This is a genomic window from Rhodococcus jostii RHA1 (assembly GCF_000014565.1).
GTDB lineage: Bacteria > Actinomycetota > Actinomycetes > Mycobacteriales > Mycobacteriaceae > Rhodococcus_F > Rhodococcus_F jostii_A.
In genome coordinates this window covers 2,492,452-2,506,626 of sequence record NC_008268.1, presented here as the reverse complement: position 1 = coordinate 2,506,626, position 14,175 = coordinate 2,492,452, and the positions used below count along the sequence as shown (strand labels likewise).

Sequence of the window (14,175 nt, the reverse complement as noted above, 5' to 3'; positions counted from 1 at the left end):
CGGGTAGACCGTTTCCCGTGACGCTACTCGGGCGGATTACGCCAGGGCGCCGATTCGCGCCCGGTCGCGGAGGGCGATGAGTTCGCGGGCGTGCGCCTCCAGCTTGCGGTCCTCGTCGGACTGGGGCACCCACTGCTGCACTGCCGTCGCGGCGCCGTCCTCGTCGACGGCGGCGACGACGGTGAGGCAATGCGTGGTGAGGTTCATTTCGCGGGTGCGCGGGTCGCCGGACCGCACGTGCACCGAGATGTGCATGGTCTGCGCACCGGTGTGCAGCAGGCGGGCGTCGACCTCGACGACGTGACCGATCTGGATCGGGCGGTAGAAGCGCACCCCGCCGGCGTAGACGGACACGCACGGCGTGCCGTTCCACGACGTGCCGCACAGGTAGGCGGCCTCGTCGATCCAGCGCATCACGGTTCCACCGTGCGTCTTGCCGCCCCAGTTGACGTCGGTGGGCGCGGCGAGGAAACGGGTGAGCGATTCCGGTGCGGTGCCCGCGTCGGTGTAGTTCTGCTTGCTCATCGCCTCTTCGATGTCGGCCCGCAGGCCGATTCGCATGACCGCCTCCTCGGACTCGGCGCGGTCGGTGGCGGTGACGGGCTGCCACGGCGGCACACTCGTCGGCTTACCGGAATCGTCGACGGCGACGAAGATGATCAGGCAGTTGCTGGCCTCGGTGAACTGTCCGGTGCGCGGGTCGGCCGACGACACGGTGCACTGGATGTGCATGCTGGAGCGCCCGGTGTGGACGAGCCGGGCTTCGACCTCGACGAGGTGTCCCGACTCGATGGACCGGGTGAACTTGATGTTTCCCACGTAGGCGGTGACGCAATAGCTCCCGCTCCAACCGACCGCGCAGGCGTAGGCGGCCTTGTCGATCCATTCGAGGATCCGGCCCCCTTGGACGGCCCCTCCGAGCGTCGCCACCTCGGTGGGTGCGGCCAGGAAGCGGAGGGTGATGCTGCGGGGAGGCGTGGTCATCGATGTGATCCTCGGGAATTCGACGTGGCCGGCACGAGGGCGCGAACCGGGGACGGCGAAACGTCGTTGTCCGCCGGTGGCGGGGAAATTATCCCACAGATGCACCGGGCCGACCCGTCCGCGATGTGAACGGACCGAGGTTGACGAATGCGTGTGACCACGCGCACACTCGACATCGACCGCACAGCGTTCTAAATGTACGCACAGCGTACGAGAGGATCGGATCAGGTGATGACCTCGACATCGACGACGACCGCACCTCACGTGGACCAGGCAGGCCTCGACCACGTCGACCGGGAGTTCTACCTCCCCGCGCAGCGAGTGCTGCCGTGGAAGGCGAACCTCGCGGCACTTCCCGGCGAACCGGGAACTCCGCTCCGCATCGCGGGAATCGTGCGCTCACGCGACGGCGAACCGCTGTCGGGGGCGGAGCTCGAGATCTGGCACGCGGACGCCGACGGTTGCTACTCCGGGTACTCCGTCGAAATTCTGCGCAACAACCTGCGCGGCATCGTCGTCACGTGCGCCGGGGGCCGCTTCGACATCTCGACCGTGCAGCCCGCGCCATGTGAATTCTCCAGCGCCCGAGGCGAAGCCGATATCGGACACGTCAACGTCGTCGTGCACGCGCGCGGCTTCCGGCCGCTCGAGACACGCCTGGTGCCGACCCCGGGCGCGTCGCGAGAAGTGGTCGCGTCCGCCGTCGAGTCGCCCGTCGACCTCGGTGCCGGCGGACAGGTCTCCTGCGACTTCGTGCTCGACCCGATCTGACCGACGTGACGCCGTCAGCCGGCGAAACCCATGTCCGCGCTCAGGGCGGCCGCGGCGGCGAGGACGCAGGGAACGGCCTGTTCCCGGAACTGCGCCGGAGTGTTCCGTGCGGACGACGTGGAGCACGCGACCACGCCGACCACTGTGCCGCCCGCGTCGTGGACGGGGGCGGCCAGCGAAATCAAACCCTTCTCCAACTCCTCGGACGTCAGGGCGAACCCCTGCTCGCGGACCTTGGCGAGTTCCCGCTCGAGTTCGGCTGCCGTGCCGATGGTCTCGGGTCCGAGTTTCTGGAACGTGGACTCGGCGACCACCCGCTCGACGACATCCGCGGGGGCCCAGGCCAGGAGCGCACGGCCCATGGACGTGGCGTAGGCGGGGACGCGGGTGCCGACGGAGACGTTGATGCTCATGATCCGGCGGACGGGAACGCGCGCCGCGTAGACCACGTCGGCGCCGTCGAGCACGCCGAGCGACGCGGACTCCTGGGTCTTCTCGGCCACCTCGAGCAGGCGGGGCATCGCGGCCTCGATCAGTGCGTGCGACTCCGAGTAGTGCTGTCCGATGCTGAGCACGCGAGGAGTGAGCGACCACCGGCCTCCCGAGCCGGCGACGTACCCCAGCTTCTGCAGGGTGAGCAGGATCCGGCGAACCGCGGGGCGCGACAGTCCCGCTTCGGTGGCGAGTTCGGCGAGCGTCGGGTTCGGACGCTGCGCGTCGAACGCGAGAAGCACTGCGAAGCCGCGCTCGATGCTCTGGATGTAATCGCGATCGCTCTCGGTCATTGCGGCCTCCACCAGCGCTTCGTGTGCAAATTCGGACTCGGGGTTGACATTTCAATGTGACTGCGCGCACAGTAGTGGTGTACGCACAGCGTGATGTTAGTACGCATAGCGTACACATGCAAGGCCTCCGGCGCGTGAACACCCACCGCGTCGCCCAAAACTCGATATCAGCCCAATCCGATCCCCTCCCAGCCCAAGGAGAAACAAATGACCACCACCGAGAGCCCCACCGCCGCCGGATCCGGCTCCGCCGCCACCGACAAGTTCAAGGCCGAGCGCGTCACCGCCGACACCTCGCCGGAGCGGCTCGCGGCCATCGCCAAGGATGCGCTCGGCGCACTCAACGACGTGATCCTGAAGCACGGCGTCACCTACCCCGAGTACCGCGTGTTCAAGCAGTGGCTGATCGACGTCGGCGAGGGTGGCGAGTGGCCGCTGTTCCTCGACGTGTTCATCGAGCACTCCGTCGAAGAGGTTCTCGCCCGCAGCCGCAAGGGCACCAAGGGCAGCATCGAGGGCCCGTACTACATCGAGAACTCCCCCGAACTGCCGTCGAAGTGCACCCTGCCCATGCGTCCCGAGGACGAGAAGATCACCCCGCTCGTCTTCTCCGGCCAGGTCACCGATCTGGACGGCAACGGCCTCGCGGGCGCCAAGGTCGAACTGTGGCACGCCGACAACGACGGCTACTACTCGCAGTTCGCCCCGCACCTGCCCGAATGGAACCTGCGCGGCACCATCATCGCCGACGAAGAGGGCCGCTACGAGATCACCACGATCCAGCCGGCGCCTTACCAGATCCCGACCGACGGCCCGACCGGTCAGTTCATCGAGGCGCAGAACGGTCACCCGTGGCGTCCCGCGCACCTGCACCTCATCGTGTCGGCACCGGGCAAGGAATCGGTGACCACGCAGCTGTACTTCAAGGGCGGCGAGTGGATCGACAGCGACGTCGCGTCGGCGACCAAGCCGGAACTGATCCTCGACCCGAAGACCGGTGACGACGGCAAGAACCACGTCACCTACAACTTCGTGCTCGACCCCGCGTGACCCGTTCCACCCGTAGAGAAAGTGATCCGATGACCGACCTGTCGATCGTTTCCATCGAAACGACGATCCTCGATGTGCCGTTGGTGCGTCCCCACAAGTTCGCCACCACGTCGATGACGGCGCAGCCGCTGTTGCTCGTCGCCGTCACCACCGCGGGCGGCGTGACCGGCTACGGCGAGGGCGTCGTCCCCGGCGGCCCGTGGTGGGGCGGCGAATCGGTGGAGACGATGCAGGCGATCGTCGAGAAGTACATCGTCCCGGTGCTGCTGGGGCGGGGCGTCGACGAGATCACCGGCATCATGTCGGACATCGAACGAGTCGTCGCCAATGCACGTTTCGCGAAGGCCGCCGTCGACGTCGCGTTGCACGACGCCTGGGCCCGCAGCCTGGGTGTGCCCGTGCACACGCTGCTCGGCGGCGCCTTCCGCAAGGGCGTCGACGTCACATGGGCCCTCGGCGCCGCACCCGCCGAGGAGATCATCGAGGAGGCCCTCGGTCTCGTCGAGTCGAAGCGGCACTTCAGTTTCAAGCTGAAGATGGGTGCGCTCGATCCCGCCGTCGACACTGCGCGGGTGGTCCAGATCGCGCAGGCTCTGCAGGGCAAGGCCGGCGTCCGCATCGACGTCAACGCCCGCTGGGACAGGCTCACCGCGCTGAAGTACGTGCCCCGCCTCGTCGAAGGCGGCGTCGAACTGATCGAGCAGCCCACGCCAGGTGAGCAGCTCGAGGTCCTCGCCGAGCTCAACCGCCTCGTCCCCGTCCCGGTGATGGCGGACGAGAGCGTGCAGACTCCGCACGACGCCCTCGAGGTCGCACGCCGCGGCGCCGCGGACGTCATCGCCCTCAAGACCACCAAATGCGGCGGACTGAAGAAGAGCCGCGAGGTGGTCGCGATCGCCAAGGCAGCGGGAATCGCCTGCCACGGAGCCACGTCCATCGAAGGCCCGATCGGAACCGCGGCGTCCATCCACTTCGCGTGCGCGGAACCCGGCATCGACTTCGGCACCGAACTGTTCGGACCGCTGCTGTTCAGTGAGGAGTTGCTGCAGGAACCGATCCGCTACGCCGAAGGCCAGGTGTTCCTGCCCGAAGGACCCGGCCTCGGAATCGAGCTGAACATGGACGCAGTCAAGACCTGGACCAGGAACTAAGGAGCACACCCACCCGATGGCACTCTTTCACGTCCGCATGGACGTCGCCATTCCCCGTGACCTCGACCCGAAGGTCCGGGACGAGACCATCGCCAAGGAGAAGGCGTACTCGCAGGAGCTCCAACGCTCCGGCAAGTGGCCCGAGATCTGGCGGATCGTCGGCCAGTACAGCAACATCAGCATCTTCGACGTCGAGTCGGCCGACGAACTGCACGAGATCCTGTGGAACCTTCCACTGTTCCCGTACATGACGATCGAGATCATGCCGCTCACCCGGCACGGTTCCGACGTCAAGTAGGCCCTCCGGGCCCGTGTGTGGTCAGCGAGTCTCTGGACTCGTCAACCGCTCACGGGCGCGGAGCGCCTGCGAGTAGCCGATCGACGGCGCGCACGCTGAGGACGTGGTCGAGCGCCATGGTTGCGCTTCCGACCACTCCCGACAGTTCCCCGTGCGTCCAGGGGAGGATCTGAAGCTGTTGGGTGGCAACGGCGATCGCGTTGCCGTAGAGGGTTTCGCGTAGCCCCGCGACGAACGTGTCGTAGGCCTGCGCCATGTCGCCGCCGACGATCACGACCTCCGGGTTGAGGAGGTTGATCGCGCCCGACAGCACTTCGCCGATCTGCCGTCCGCTCTCACGGATCATCCGCCGGGCCTCGGCGTCCCCGGCCAGGGCGAGGGTGATGACGTCGCGGATGTGGGTGACTTCGCGTCCCTGCTCCTGCAGATTGCGGACCAGCGCCCACCCGCCGGCCACGGCCTCGATACACCCCACATCACCGCAGCGGCACACCACTCCTTGTGCCGCTGCGGTTTTCGTGTGCCCGATCTCGCCCGCCGCGCCGAGGGCGCCCCGCTGGAGAACGCCGCCGGACACGAGTCCCGCGCCCAGGCCGGTCGACGCCTTGATGAGCAGCATGTCGGCGAAGTCGCGGCGTTCTCCGCGCCGTTCCGCCAGGACCATGACGTTGGCGTCGTTGTCGACGAAGACGGGTGCGTCGGTGACGTCGGCGAGGAACGGCTGGAGGGGGACGCCGTCCCAGCCCGACATCATGGGGGAGTTCAGGCTGCACCCGCGTTCGGTGTCGACGGTGCCGGGGAGGCTGATCCCGATCCCGACCGTCCGTCCCGCGGTCTCGCCCAGACTCTCGCGCAGCGCGATGAGGCGTTGCGCGATGACGGGCATCAGCTCGGCCGGGCTGGTGCCGATCTCCTGCTCCACGTCCTCGGCGACGATGACGTCGCCCGCGAGGTCGCAGATGGCCAGCTGGGTGCGGCTCCGGCCGATGGCCGCCGACAGCACGACACCGGCCTGAACGTGAAACGAGAGCTTCACCGGCGGGCGACCCCCGGTCGAGACGCCCTCCTCGCGTTCGACGACGAGCCCCGACGCCTGCAGCGAGGAAACCCGCGCCGCGACCGCGGTGCGGGAGAGGCCGGTGAGGGTGCCGATCTCCGTGCGCGTCGTTGCTTGCCCTGCGCGAATGAGGGCGAAGACGTCGCCACCCGTCGCCGGGGAGGTCGTCGAGCGAGGCGTCCGCATGCAGGCCATTCAACCAACCGGACACGCGTCTGACAACGTAAGGCCGTGATCTTTGTTCTCAGAAATACGTAAGTCTGTATTGATCGAAAGCCAAAGGTCGCCTACTGTCGTCTGTGACGGCCCACACATCCGGCTTTCAGAGGGAGATGACATGTCACCAGCGACCACCGTGGAACCGTGCGATTTCGTCGTGTTCGGCGGGACCGGCGACCTGGCGGTTCGTAAGCTGCTTCCTGCGCTCTACCTGCGCGACAGGGACGGCCAGCTGCCCGCAGAAACCCGCGTGATCGGTGCCTCGCGAGCCGGTCTCGACACCGACGGCTACCGCGACAAGGTGCGAGGAGAACTCGCGCGGTTCGTCTCCGGCGATCAGCTGGATTCGGACACCTGTGAGCGATTTCTCAATCGCCTCGAATACGTCTCCGTCGACGCCGGGGACCCCGAGAACTGGGCGGGCCTCAGCGAGTGCCTCGCCGCGCGGGAAGGGGCGATCCGGGTCTTCTATCTGGCCTGCGCTCCCGGACTGTTCGGGCCGATCTGTGACAACCTCGCCCTGAACGGTCTCGCCGACGCACAGTCCCGCGTCGTGCTGGAGAAGCCGATCGGACACGACCTCGCCTCGGCCCGCGCCGTCAACGACGCAGTCGGCGCCGTGTTCGAGGAATCGCAGATCTTCCGCATCGACCACTATCTCGGCAAGGAGAGCGTCCAGAACCTTCTGGTCACGCGATTCGCCAACACGTTCCTCGAACCGCTGTGGAACTCCTCGTCGATCGACCACGTGCAGATCAACGTCGCCGAGTCGCTCGGAGTCGGCAGTCGCGGCGGCTACTACGAGTCGGCGGGTGCCCTGCGCGACATGCTGCAGAACCACCTCCTGCAGATGCTCTGCCTCGTCGCGATGGAACCGCCCACCTACGTCGACCGCGAGACCGTGCGAGACGAGAAGCTCAAGGTCCTCCAGGCCCTCAAGCCGATGAGCCCGCAGGACGTCGAACGCTGCACCGTCGCAGGCCAGTACGGCCCCGGCCTGGCCGACGGGATCGCCGTCCCCGGATACCAGGAGGACGTCGAGAACCCGGCGAGCACCACCGAGACGTTCATCGCCGTCAAGGCCGAGATCCAGAACTGGCGTTGGGCCGGCGTGCCGTTCTACCTGCGCACCGGCAAGCGCATGGACCGGCGCTGCTCGGAGATCGTGGTGCAGTTCAAGCCCGTTCCGCACCCCATGTTCCCCGGCAGCGAGGGCCACAGCGAACCCAACCGCCTGGTGATCCAGTTGCAGCCTCACGAGGGCATGCGGTTGCACATGACGGCGAAGGAACCCGGCCCCGGCGGTATCCGGCTCAAGCCCGTGTCGTTGGACCTCAACTACATCGAAACGTTCAAGCGTCCGTCGCCCGACGCCTACGAGCGGCTGCTGATGGACGTGGTCCGGGGTAACCCGACCCTGTTCATGCGCCGCGACGAGGTCGAGGCCGCCTGGGAGTGGGTCGAGCAGATCCTCGTCGGCTGGGAGAAGTCCGAGCGCGCCCCGCGCCGCTACCCGGCGGGCACCAACGGACCCACCGACGCGACCACCCTGATCGAGCGCGACGGCCGCGCCTGGCACGAAGGAGTCACCGCATGACCGACGCACCCACACCGACGGCCGACGTGCACCCCGTCCTCGCCGCCGTCACCGAACGCATCATCGAACGCAGCAAACCCGAGCGCACGGTCTACCTGAACCGCATCCGGGCGGCGGGCGACCGCGGCCCGGCGCGCGGCAAGCTGGCCTGCGCAAACCTCGCGCACGGCTTCGCCGCATCCGGCCCGGCCGACAAGAAGGCGCTGCGCAGCTTCGTCAAGCCCAACATCGCGATCGTCTCGTCGTACAACGACATGCTGTCGGCGCACCAGCCGTTCGAACACTTCCCGCGGCAGCTGAAGGCCGCGGTCATGGAGGCCGGTGGCATCGCCCAGTTCGCCGGCGGTGTCCCCGCGATGTGCGACGGCATCACCCAGGGCCGCGACGGCATGCAGCTGTCGCTGTTCAGCCGCGACGTCATCGCGATGGCGACGGCGATCGGACTGTCCCACGACATGTTCGACGGCGCCCTCATGCTCGGTGTGTGCGACAAGATCGTGCCGGGGATGCTCATCGGCGCACTGGGTTTCGGTCACCTACCGACGATCTTCGTCCCGGCCGGGCCGATGACGTCCGGTCTGCCCAACAACGAGAAGTCGCGTGTGCGGCAGTTGTACGCGGAGGGCAAGGCCGAACGCGAGGAGCTGCTCGACGCGGAGGCGGCGAGTTACCACGGCGCAGGCACGTGCACGTTCTTCGGCACGGCCAACTCCAATCAGCTCCTCATGGAGGTCATGGGCCTGCACCTGCCCGGATCGAGCTTCGTGAACCCCGGTACCCCGCTGCGTGACGCACTGACGTCGGAGGCAGGAAGGCGCGTCACCGGTCTCACCGCACTCGGCGAGGAATACACGCCGGTCGGCGAGGTCGTCGACGAGAAGGCCGTGGTCAACGGTTGCGTGGCGCTGCTCGCCACCGGCGGTTCGACCAACCACACGATGCACCTCGTGGCGATCGCCCGCGCCGCCGGAATCACGCTCACGTGGGACGACCTGTCCGAGTTGTCCGCGGTGGTGCCGCTGCTCGCCCGGATCTACCCCAACGGCTCGGCCGACGTGAACCACTTCCACGCGGCCGGCGGACTCGGCTACGTCGTGTCCTCGATGCTGGACGCGGGACTGCTGCACGAGGACGTGAAGACCGTCGTCGGCCCCGGGCTCCGCCGCTACACCGAGGAACCGAAGCTGTCGGGCGAAGGCGTCGAATGGCAGCCGGGCACACGAATCAGCCTCGACACCAACGTGTTGCGCGGACCGGAAGATCCGTTCGACGTCAACGGCGGGCTCAAGATGCTCACCGGAAACCTGGGTTCGTGCGTGATGAAGACGTCCGCCGTCCACCCGGATCACCGCGTGGTGACCGCTCCGGCCAAGGTCTTCGACGATCAGCTCGACTTCCTCGCCGCGTTCGAGGCGGGCACGTTGACCGGCGATTTCGTGGCCGTACTCCGGTACCAGGGCCCACGCGCCAACGGCATGCCCGAATTGCACAAGCTCACCCCGGTGCTCGGCGTTCTGCAGGACCAGGGCCGGAAGGTCGCGCTGGTCACCGACGGCCGGATGTCCGGCGCCTCCGGAAAGGTCCCCGCGGCCATCCACCTCACCCCCGAGGCGGCCGCCGACGGACCGCTCGCGCGTGTGCGGGACGGCGACGTCCTCACCGTCGACGCCGTCACCGGATCCGTGAACGTGCACCTCGACGACGAGGAACTGGCCGCCCGCCCGGCGACCGGTCGTGCACTGGGTGCCGACGAATGGGTCGGCACGGGGCGCGAACTCTTCGCGGGTCTGCGCGCCGCTGTCGGACCGGCGACCCAGGGCGCCAGCGTTTTCCACCCCCAACCCGTCTAAGGAGAAATTTCAGTGACGAACAGCCCCTCCCTCCTCGACCGCGTCCCGGTCATCCCCGTCGTCGTCGTGGACGACCTCGGCGACGCGGTGCCGGTGGCTCGCGCGCTGGTGGCCGGCGGCATCCCGATGATCGAACTGACCCTGCGCACGCCGTGTGCCCTCGACGCCATCAAGGCGATCGCGAGCGAGGTGCCGGAGATCTGCGTCGGCGCGGGCACCATCGTGGAACCGGTGCAGGCTGCGCAGGCCTCCGACGCGGGAGCACAGTTCCTGGTCTCGCCGGGTAGCACCGAAACTCTGCTGAAGGCCATGACGGACACCGGACTGCCGCACCTCCCGGGCGCGGCCACCGTCTCCGAGGTCCTCTTCCTGCTCGAGCACGGCTACCGCGAACTCAAGTTCTTCCCCGCCGAGGCGTCGGGTGGCGCGAAGTTCCTCGGCTCGATCCACTCACCCGTTCCGGCGGCACGATTCTGCCCCACCGGCGGCATCTCGACGTCGAACGTCGGCGACTACCTGTCGCTGCCCAACGTCGGTTGCGTCGGCGGATCCTGGCTCACGCCCGCCGATGCCGTGAAGCAGAAGGACTGGGACCGGATCAGCGGCCTCGCGCGTGAGGCGGCGGCACTCGCCCGATAGCAGGAGAAGCGGCGCGGTACGGTGAATTCGTGCGCGACAGTGACAACGGTGACTCTCAGAGGCCGGGTTCTCAGTCCTCGCTGAAGTCCGCCAACCAGCACCGTGTGGTCCGCGCACTCCAGACGTCGGGTGAGCTCACCCAGGCGGAGATCGCGCGTCGCACCGGGTTGGCTCCCGCCACCGTGTCCAACATGGTCAAGGAATTGACCGCGGCCGGGATGGTTGCCGTGCCGGGCGGCGACCACCCCGGCCAGCGGGGCCGCGCGGTGAGACTGACCCGCAAGATGGGGCTCGCGGTCGGGATCGACTTCGGGCACCGGCACCTCACCGTGGCCGTCGCCGACATGGCACACCAGGTGCTCGCCGAGGAGCGCGTCGAACTCGGTGCGGGGCACCGCGCCGAGGACGGCGTGGTGCTGGCGGGCGCTCTTCTCGACGCGGCCCTCGATCGACTCGGCTGCGACCGTTCGTCCGTCCTCGCGGTCGGCATGGGTCTGCCCGCGCCGCTCGAGACCGACACCGGCGAGGTCGGCGGCCCGTCGATCCTCCCGGGGTGGGTCGGTGTCGACGCGGCGGCCATCGCGTCGGAGTATCTCGGCACCGCGGTGCACGTCGACAACGACGCGAACCTCGGCGTGCTCGCCGAACACATGTGGGGAGCGGGCCGGGGGACAACCGATCTCGCCTACATCAAACTGTCCGACGGTGTGGGAGCCGGGCTCGTCCTCGACGGCCGGCTGTACCGCGGAAGAGGCGGCACCGCAGGCGAAATCGGCCACCTGACACTCGACGAGTTCGGTCAGGTCTGCCGCTGCGGCAACCGCGGCTGCCTCGAGACCCTCGTCGCCTCGCACGTCGTGATCGGGCTGCTCGCACCGAGTCGCGGCCCCGATCTCACCATCGCCGACATCGTCGCGATGGCCGAGGGCGGAGACGCCGCCTGCATCCGGGTGCTCGCCGACACGGGGCGGCACGTCGGGGTCGCGGCGGCGAGTCTGTGCAACCTCGTCAATCCCGAACGGCTCGTCATCGGCGGCGAACTCGCGCTGGCCGGTGAACTGCTGCTCGGGCCGATGCGCGAGGTCGTCGGCCGCTACGCGGTGCCCAGCGCAGTTCGCTCCCTGGACATCCGCGTCGCCGAACTCGGCCCCCGGGCGCAGGTGCTCGGCGCCGTCGCGCTGGGTCTGCGATCCGCGCTTCCGGCCTGACCGTTCGCCGCTGAAGTCTCCCACCAGTTTGTGGGGTGAACTCTGCGCTCGTCACGGCAAGCGAGTTCATTCGTGAACATTTATACCGTGACACTCGTCTGTTTGTGTTCACATCTTGACGGTTCCCCGTTTCGTTGCCTACTGTGTTCCGCACCACAACGAATGCGCTCTCACGCAGGCCTCGGCTCGATCCGAGACCCGATCACCCCCTTGCTCACGAGGAGTCCCATGACTGAAAACGTCCTGTTGCCCGGCGCGGAATCGCCCGGCGACACAGCAGAGGGCACTTCGGTTCCCGTCCGTATCGCGGTGGTCGCCGCACTCGGCGGGTTGCTGTTCGGCTACGACAGCGCAGTCATCAACGGCGCGGTGTCGGCGATCGAGGGCAAGTTCCAGGTCGATTCCGCTCTCCTCGGATTCGCGATCGCCTCGGCACTGCTGGGCGCCGCGGCGGGAGCGATGCTGGCCGGGCGGATCGCCGACCGGTACGGACGCCTCGTCACCATGCGGGCCGCCGCGGTGATGTTCCTGCTGAGCGCCATCGGCACCGGATTCGCGGCCAACGTCGAGATGCTGGTGACGTTCCGAATCGTCGGCGGCATCGGTGTGGGTCTGGCCTCGGTCATCGCACCCGCCTACATCGCCGAGATCTCGCCCGCCCGGGTGCGTGGACGTCTCGGGTCGCTGCAGCAACTCGCGATCGTCACGGGCATCTTCGTCTCGCTCCTGGTCGACTACGCTCTCGCGGCCATCGCCGGCGGGTCGCAGGAAGAACTCTGGTTCGGGCTCGAGGCCTGGCGCTGGATGTTCCTCGCGATGTGCGTACCCGCACTGGCCTACGGACTGCTGTCGCTGACGATTCCCGAATCTCCCCGCTACCTGATCGCCCAGGGCCGCCTCGGTGAGGCCCGCGGCATCCTCGCGGTCCTGCTCGGCGAGAAGGGTCTGGACCTCAAGATCGAGAGCATTCGCTCGACGCTGGCCCGGGAGACGCAACCGTCGATCCGTGATCTGAAGGGCTCCGCGTTCGGCCTTATGCCGATCGTGTGGATCGGTATCGGACTCTCCGTCTTTCAGCAGTTCGTCGGTATCAACGTGATCTTCTACTACTCCAGCGTCCTGTGGCAGGCCGTCGGCTTCGACGAGGGCAGCTCACTGCAGATCACGGTCATTACGTCGGTGGTCAACATCGCCACCACCCTCATCGCCATCGCCTACATCGACCGGGTGGGCCGGCGACCGCTGCTGATCATCGGCTCCGCCGGTATGGCTGTGACACTCGCGACCATGGCGTTCATCTTCGGCACCGCGTCCACCACCGTGGTGGACGGCGTCACGACGCCGCAGCTGACCGGACTGCAGGGTCCGATCGCCCTCGTCGCCGCCAACCTCTTCGTGGTGGCCTTCGGAATGTCGTGGGGCCCCGTGGTGTGGGTCCTGCTCGGCGAGGCGTTCCCCAACCGCATCCGGGCCGCCGCCCTGTCGCTCGCCGCGGGCGCCCAGTGGGCAGCGAACTGGCTGATCACCGTGACGTTCCCGTCCATGAAGGACTTCTCGCTGGGAATTTCGTACGGCTTCTACGCGGTGTGCGCGGTGCTGTCCCTCGTCTTCGTGTTGCGCTGGGTCAAGGAGACGAAGGGCGTGGAACTCGAAGCCATGCATTCGGATTCGGTCGCGTAAGACCTACCGCGCAGCGCAGGAGACACCCGCGAGTACCTCACTCGCGGGTGTCTTCTTCGTCCTTCATCTGCTCGACCGCCGTCGCGGATTCGCTGACGATGGCGCGCATGGCCGTCTCCGCCGCGTCGGCGTCGCCCATCTGAATAGACGACGCCACGACGCCGTGCAGGCGGATTGCTTCCGTCTCGGCGACGTGCGGCATCAGTGAGTGCCGGGTGCGGCCCTCGAGCACTTCCACGACGATCTGCGACATCGCACGCAACAGCGGATTCCCCGACGCAGTCAGCAGTGTGCGGTGAAAGTCGGAGTCGTGGGCCAGGTAGGCGTCCGTGTCCGCGGCGCGGGACGTCGACGACATTCCGATGACGGCGGCGGTCAGCGCCCCGCACTGTTCCGGCGTCGCCCGTGTCGCCGCGAGACGCGCGGCGAGCGGTTCGATACCCGATCGCAGCTCGCTCAGGCTCGACAGCTGTTCGAACCGCTGCGGGCCGGCCAGTTTCCACCGAATCACGCTCGGATCCAGTGAATTCCAGTGCTCCTCGCCCAGGACGGTGATCCCGACGCGCCGTCGGACGGCCAGCAGTCCGAGGGATTCGAGGACGCGGACCACTTCGCGGACGACGGTGCGGGAGACGGAGTACTGGGTGACCACGTCGTCGGCGGAGATCCGGGTGCCGGGTGCGACGACACCGGCCACGATGTCGCTCCCCAGCCGATCGAGCACCGTTTCGTGCAACTGCCGGTACTCGCCGCCGTCTGCGTTGGTCATCCGCCGATGTTCCCACGGTTGCCCCCATTGAACACACGTTGGCGCGCGATACTGACTCTAAGTAGTACTTAATCGAGTACAGCCTTGAAATCATATGGTTTATGAGGCAGAGTGATT

13 protein-coding genes are annotated in these 14,175 nt (G+C 67.7%); 9 read left to right on the top strand and 4 right to left on the bottom strand.

Going from position 1 to position 14,175, the window contains the following annotated elements; genetic code table 11:
- Positions 1-36: 36 nt before the first annotated feature.
- Positions 37-984, bottom strand: coding sequence for an acyl-CoA thioesterase (locus tag RHA1_RS11610; protein WP_005573872.1), 948 nt, complete (start codon positions 982-984; stop codon positions 37-39).
- A 231-nt stretch (positions 985-1,215) separates the two neighbouring features.
- Here RHA1_RS11610 and RHA1_RS11605 point away from each other — a divergent pair, with 231 nt between their 5' ends.
- Positions 1,216-1,755 (top strand): dioxygenase family protein, encoded by a 540-nt coding sequence (locus tag RHA1_RS11605; RefSeq protein WP_011595121.1) that lies wholly within the window; start codon positions 1,216-1,218, stop codon positions 1,753-1,755.
- A 14-nt stretch (positions 1,756-1,769) separates the two neighbouring features.
- On the opposite strand, the gene RHA1_RS11600 is transcribed toward RHA1_RS11605, so the two are convergent.
- The gene (locus tag RHA1_RS11600) at positions 1,770-2,540 is read right to left on the bottom strand and encodes an IclR family transcriptional regulator domain-containing protein (protein WP_009475037.1); all 771 of its coding nucleotides are present in this window, start codon (positions 2,538-2,540) and stop codon (positions 1,770-1,772) included.
- 207 nt (positions 2,541-2,747) lie between these two features.
- On the opposite strand from RHA1_RS11600, the gene catA reads away from it, so the two are divergent.
- The 3 genes from catA to catC are packed head-to-tail and all read left to right on the top strand — an operon-like array spanning position 2,748 to position 5,039.
- Entirely contained in the window at positions 2,748-3,590 is an 843-nt protein-coding gene (catA, locus tag RHA1_RS11595) for a catechol 1,2-dioxygenase (RefSeq protein WP_009475036.1), read from the top strand.
- 29 nt (positions 3,591-3,619) lie between these two features.
- A complete protein-coding gene (locus tag RHA1_RS11590) occupies positions 3,620-4,741 on the top strand; it encodes a muconate/chloromuconate family cycloisomerase (protein WP_009475035.1) in 1,122 nt (373 codons plus the stop codon).
- Between the two features lie 16 nt (positions 4,742-4,757).
- Positions 4,758-5,039, top strand: coding sequence for a muconolactone Delta-isomerase (gene catC, locus RHA1_RS11585; protein ID WP_009475034.1), 282 nt, complete (start codon positions 4,758-4,760; stop codon positions 5,037-5,039).
- Between the two features lie 49 nt (positions 5,040-5,088).
- Here the strand turns inward: catC and RHA1_RS11580 are convergent, their stop codons facing one another.
- Entirely contained in the window at positions 5,089-6,282 is a 1,194-nt protein-coding gene (locus RHA1_RS11580) for an ROK family transcriptional regulator (RefSeq protein WP_009475033.1), read from the bottom strand.
- A 151-nt stretch (positions 6,283-6,433) separates the two neighbouring features.
- Here RHA1_RS11580 and zwf point away from each other — a divergent pair, with 151 nt between their 5' ends.
- The 5 genes from zwf to RHA1_RS11555 all read left to right on the top strand — a co-directional run bounded on the left by zwf (position 6,434) and on the right by RHA1_RS11555 (position 13,289).
- Positions 6,434-7,912, top strand: a complete 1,479-nt coding sequence (zwf, locus tag RHA1_RS11575; RefSeq protein ID WP_011595119.1) for a glucose-6-phosphate dehydrogenase — start codon at positions 6,434-6,436, stop codon at positions 7,910-7,912.
- Positions 7,909-9,762 (top strand): phosphogluconate dehydratase, encoded by a 1,854-nt coding sequence (gene edd / locus RHA1_RS11570; protein WP_011595118.1) that lies wholly within the window; start codon positions 7,909-7,911, stop codon positions 9,760-9,762. Before zwf ends, edd begins: the two co-directional genes overlap by 4 nt.
- A gap of 12 nt (positions 9,763-9,774) precedes the next feature.
- A complete protein-coding gene (gene eda / locus RHA1_RS11565) occupies positions 9,775-10,401 on the top strand; it encodes a bifunctional 4-hydroxy-2-oxoglutarate aldolase/2-dehydro-3-deoxy-phosphogluconate aldolase (RefSeq protein ID WP_009475030.1) in 627 nt (208 codons plus the stop codon).
- A gap of 29 nt (positions 10,402-10,430) precedes the next feature.
- On the top strand, positions 10,431-11,609 hold the full coding sequence (locus tag RHA1_RS11560; RefSeq protein ID WP_009475029.1) for an ROK family transcriptional regulator: 1,179 nt from the start codon (positions 10,431-10,433) through the stop codon (positions 11,607-11,609).
- 228 nt (positions 11,610-11,837) lie between these two features.
- Positions 11,838-13,289, top strand: a complete 1,452-nt coding sequence (locus RHA1_RS11555) for a sugar porter family MFS transporter (protein ID WP_009475028.1) — start codon at positions 11,838-11,840, stop codon at positions 13,287-13,289.
- Between the two features lie 37 nt (positions 13,290-13,326).
- Here RHA1_RS11555 and RHA1_RS11550 read toward each other — a convergent pair whose 3' ends face one another.
- Entirely contained in the window at positions 13,327-14,058 is a 732-nt protein-coding gene (locus RHA1_RS11550; RefSeq protein ID WP_009475027.1) for a FadR/GntR family transcriptional regulator, read from the bottom strand.
- Between the last annotated feature and the right edge of the window lie 117 nt (positions 14,059-14,175).